General features: G+C 75.8%; 4 protein-coding genes. 3 read left to right on the forward strand and 1 reads right to left on the reverse strand.

What is annotated here, in order from left to right:
• Positions 1-14 precede the first annotated feature (14 nt).
• Both ABYE80_RS17790 and ABYE80_RS17795 read left to right on the forward strand, forming a co-directional pair.
• A complete protein-coding gene (locus ABYE80_RS17790) occupies positions 15-899 on the forward strand; it encodes a 1,4-dihydroxy-2-naphthoate polyprenyltransferase (RefSeq protein ID WP_372791648.1) in 885 nt (294 codons plus the stop codon).
• A gap of 61 nt (positions 900-960) precedes the next feature.
• Entirely contained in the window at positions 961-1,989 is a 1,029-nt protein-coding gene (locus tag ABYE80_RS17795; protein ID WP_372791646.1) for a mandelate racemase/muconate lactonizing enzyme family protein, read from the forward strand.
• Here the strand turns inward: ABYE80_RS17795 and ABYE80_RS17800 are convergent.
• On the reverse strand, positions 1,943-2,662 hold the full coding sequence (locus ABYE80_RS17800) for an alpha/beta fold hydrolase (RefSeq protein WP_372791649.1): 720 nt from the start codon (positions 2,660-2,662) through the stop codon (positions 1,943-1,945). The genes ABYE80_RS17795 and ABYE80_RS17800 overlap by 47 nt on opposite strands.
• Before the next feature lie 15 nt (positions 2,663-2,677).
• On the opposite strand from ABYE80_RS17800, the gene menD reads away from it, so the two are divergent.
• A partial coding sequence (gene menD, locus ABYE80_RS17805; protein WP_372791647.1) for a 2-succinyl-5-enolpyruvyl-6-hydroxy-3-cyclohexene-1-carboxylic-acid synthase occupies positions 2,678-4,150 on the forward strand: 1,473 nt, incomplete at its 3' end.

The following is a 4,150-nucleotide window of genomic DNA, read 5'->3' on the forward strand; positions in this document are numbered from 1 at the left end:
CCGCGGCGGGCTTGATGAGCCCCGTCCGCATCTGGGTCATGGCGGCGCGTCTGCGGACGCTCCCCGCCGCCGTGGCGCCGGTCCTCGTGGGGACGAGCCTCGGCGTCCAGGCCACCGACGATCTCCGCGTCGGCACGTTCCTCGCGGCCCTGCTGGGCGCCATCTTCATCCAGGTCGGCACGAACCTCTCCAACGACTACTCCGACGCCCGCCGCGGCGCGGACACCGAGGACCGGCTGGGTCCGGTCCGCGTGACCGCCGGGGGCCTCGTCCCGCCGAAGCAGGTGCTCGTCGCCACGTACGTCACCTTCGGTCTCGCGGTGCTGTGCGGGGTCTACCTGGTCGCGGTGGCCGGCTGGGAGCTGCTGGTGGTCGGCGTCCTGTCGATCATCGCCGGCGTGCTGTACACGGGTGGCCCGAGGCCCTACGGCTACGAGGGACTGGGCGAGGTCTTCGTCTTCCTCTTCTTCGGCGTGGCCGCGGTCGCGGGCTCGACGTTCGCGCAGATCGAGTCCTGGCCGTGGGAGGCGCTCGCCCTCGCGGTCCCGGTCGGGCTGCTCGCGAGCGCGATCCTCGTCGTCAACAACGTCCGCGACATGGACACGGACAAGCGGGTCGGCAAGCGCACGCTCGCCGTGCGGCTGGGTCGTCAGCGCAGCCGCGACCTGTTCGCCGCGATGGTCTACCTGTCGTTCCCCGCGGCGCTCGTGCCGTGGATCGGCGGCTCCCTCGGACCGGCGCTGCTGCTCGTCCTGCTCGCCCTGCCGCTCGCGGTCCCCCTGGTCCGGACGCTGCGCACCCACACCGACGGGCCGACCCTGAACGAGGCCCTGGCGCGCACCGGCATGGTGCAGCTCGTGTTCTGCGTGCTGCTGTCGGGCGGGATCCTGCTCAGCTGAGCCTGTCGTCGCGGAACGTCCGCGGGTGCCCCACCCCGGTGGGGTAGGTTCGTCGGCGCCCATGGACGTCTCCGTCGAACGCGTCGACCTGCCCCTGCGGACGCCCCTGCGCACCGCCTGGGGCGAGGTCGCGACGCGCACCGTGCTGCTCCTGAGCATCCGCGGGGAGGACGGCGTCGTCGGGCGCGGTGAGGCAGCATCCCTGGAGCCCTACGACGGGGTGCCGTTCGCCGCGGTCCTCGCCGCGATGGAGGCGTACGCCGACGTCCTGCGCCGGACCCCCGACCGCACCGGCCCAGGCCTGATGGACGCATGCCGGCGGCTCGTCGATCTGCCGCAGGCGCTCGCCGCGGTGGACATGGCGCTCTGGGATCGCGCCGGGCGCCGGGAGGGCCGGCCGGTCGCGGCGCTGCTCACGGACAGCGCGGCGTGCGCGGTGCCGGTCAACGCGACGATCGGCGCAGAACCCGCGGAGACCGCCGGCGACCTGGCCGCCGCGGCCGCGGCCGCGGGGTTCGAGTGCGTCAAGGTCAAGGTGGGGGTCGGCGACGATCTCGCCCGCGTCCGTGCCGTCCGGGAGGCGGGCGGCGACCGGCTCGCCATCCGCCTCGACGCCAACGGCGCCTGGGGCGTCGAGGAGGCCATCGCGGCGATCAGCGAGCTCGCGGACTTCGGTCTGGAGCTCGTCGAGGAGCCGGTGCACGGCATCCGCGAGCTGCGGGCCGTCCGCGAGCGGGTGGCGGTCCGCATCGCCATGGACGAGACGGCCGCCGAGCCCGGCGCGGTCGGCGCCGGCGCAGCCGACGCCGTGTGCCTCAAGATCTCACGCTGCGGCGGTATCGGAGCGCTGGCGGTCCAGGCCGCCCTGGTCCGCGCGGCGGGCGGCGAGGCGTACCTGGCGTCGACCTACGACGGACCCCTGGGGATCGCCGCGGCCGTCCACGTCGCGGGGGCCCTCAACCTGAAGACCGCGTGCGGGCTCGCGACCCTCGACGCCTTCGACGTCCCGATGCCCGAGGCGCTGCTGCCGCGCGACGGAGCGATCACCGTCCCGGAGGGCCCGGGGCTCGGGATCCACTGGCCTGGGTGAGCACCGCCGCCACGGCTGCGGGTGCCTCCCGCAGCAGTCCGTGCCCGGCGCCCGGCACCACGTGCAACCGAGCGTCCGGCAGTTGCGTGACGAGGCGACGTCCGAGGGCGACGTACTTCAGGTCTCGCGAACCGGCGATCACGTCCACGGGCACGCCGCCCAGTTCCCCGAGGCGGCTCCAGACCGCAGGCACCACGCCCGGGGAGAGCGCGCGCAGCATGGCCGCGAGCGTCGACGCGTCGCGGGAGCGCACCTCGGCCTCCTGCGCCGCGCGGACCGCGGGCGGGTCGTCCGCGAACAGCGGCTGCGCCGACCAGAAGGCCGCGAACGCCTCCACCCCGCCCCCCTCGAGCCGCGCCGCGAGCGCGTCGGCGGCGGCGCGCCGCGCCGACCGCTCCTCCTCGGACTCGAGTCCCGCCGTCCCGGCGACCAGTACGAGTCGGCGCACGCGCTCGGGCGCGGCGAGCGCGACGTGCAGGGCGACGCGCGCGCCGAGGGAGTACCCGGCCAGCTCGAACGACGGTGGAGCCGCATCGAGCACGAACCGCACGCAGCCCTCGATGCCGCACGCCGGGAGGTCGGGCGCGAGGGCCGGATAGGCTTCGCCGCCCGCCGCGGTCCGGACCGCGTCCCAGGAGGCCCCGGAGCCGGCGAAGCCGTGCAGGAGCACCATCGTCACCGCACCATCATGACCACGACCGCCGACACCTACCTGTTGCTGCGCGCCTTCGTGGACGAACTGGTGCGCAGCGGGGCGTGCGCGGCCGTGACGTCACCCGGCTCCCGCTCCACGCCGCTCGTGCTCTCGCTCGTCCGCGACGGGCGCCTGCCGTGCATCTCGAGCATCGACGAGCGCTCCGCGGGGTTCCTCGCCCTCGGCATGGCGAAGGCGACGGGGCACCCGGCCGTGCTGGCGTGCACGTCGGGCACCGCGGCGGCGAACTACCTCCCCGCGGTCATCGAGGCGCACGAGGCCTGCGTGCCCCTGATCGTCCTGACGGCCGACCGGCCTCCCGAGCTGCGCGGGAACGGCGCCGGCCAGACCATCGACCAGATCAAGCTCTACGGCGGTGCGGTGCGCTGGTTCGCGGAGGTCGGCGTGCACGACGCGTCGCCGCAGCGGCTGCGGTGGATCCGCGCCCTGGGGTGCCGGGCGGTCGCCGAGGCCGGGGGCATCAGGCCCGGTCCGGTGCACCTCAACTGGCCGCTCCGCGAGCCCCTCGTGCTCGGCGAGCCCCTGCCCGAGTCCGAGCCCGGAGGGGGCGGTCGAGCGGACGGTCGGCCCTGGACTGCGGTCGCGGCGCCCCTGTCGGACCCGGTCTCCGCGTTGGCCGGCCCCGCGCAACTGCTGGCCGCCGCACCGGAGGGCGTGATCGTGCTGGGCCGCGACGAGACCGTCGTGGGTCCGGCGTGGCGCTCCCCATCCCCACTGGCCCTCGCGGCGGAGGCCCTCGCGCAGGAGACCGGCTGGCCGCTGCTCGCCGACCCCCTGTCGGGTGCGCGTCGCGGTCCGCACGCGATCGCCCACTACGACGCGCTGCTGCGCGACCCCGCGTTCGCCGGCCGGCAGGCGCCCTCGGTCGTGCTCCGTGTCGGCGACCTGCCGACCTCCAAGCCGCTGCGCACGTGGCTCGCGGGGCTCGACGCGGTCACCGTCCGCCTGGATCCGACCGGATCGTGGCAGGACCCCGACCAGGTGACCGACCTCGTCCTCCCCCACCCTCCGGCCCCCGCGCTGGCCGCCCTCGCGCGGGCCGTCCGCGAGCGCAGGGTCCGGCCGGACGAGGCGTGGATGCGGTCCTGGCGCGAGGCGGACGACGCCGCCGGCGCCGCGATCGCCGCGACCATCGCCGGGGACGGGGACGGCGCCGCCGTCCTGAACGAGCCGCTGGTCGCGCGCGAACTGGTCGGTGGTCTCCCGGGCGAAGCGACGCTCGTCGTCGCCGCCTCCATGCCGATCCGCGACGTCGAGACCTTCGCCCCGGCACGCGACGTCCCGCCCCGCGTGCTGGCCAACCGGGGCGCCAACGGGATCGACGGGACGATCGCCACCGCCTACGGGATCGCGGCGATGAGCGAGGGACCCACGGTCCTCCTGCTGGGCGACGTGACGCTCGCGCACGACATCGGGTCCCTGCTCACGGCCCGCCGCACCGGCATC

This window comes from Paraconexibacter sp. (assembly GCF_041602235.1).
Classification (GTDB): Bacteria; Actinomycetota; Thermoleophilia; order Solirubrobacterales; family Solirubrobacteraceae; genus Paraconexibacter.

Coding starts and splice junctions, on each gene's coding strand:
- ABYE80_RS17790 (WP_372791648.1), top strand. CDS start 15: ATGAGCCCCGTCCGCATCTGGGTCATGGCGGCGCGTCTGCGGACGCTC.
- ABYE80_RS17795 (WP_372791646.1), top strand. CDS start 961: ATGGACGTCTCCGTCGAACGCGTCGACCTGCCCCTGCGGACGCCCCTG.
- ABYE80_RS17800 (WP_372791649.1), bottom strand. CDS start 2,662: ATGGTGCTCCTGCACGGCTTCGCCGGCTCCGGGGCCTCCTGGGACGCG.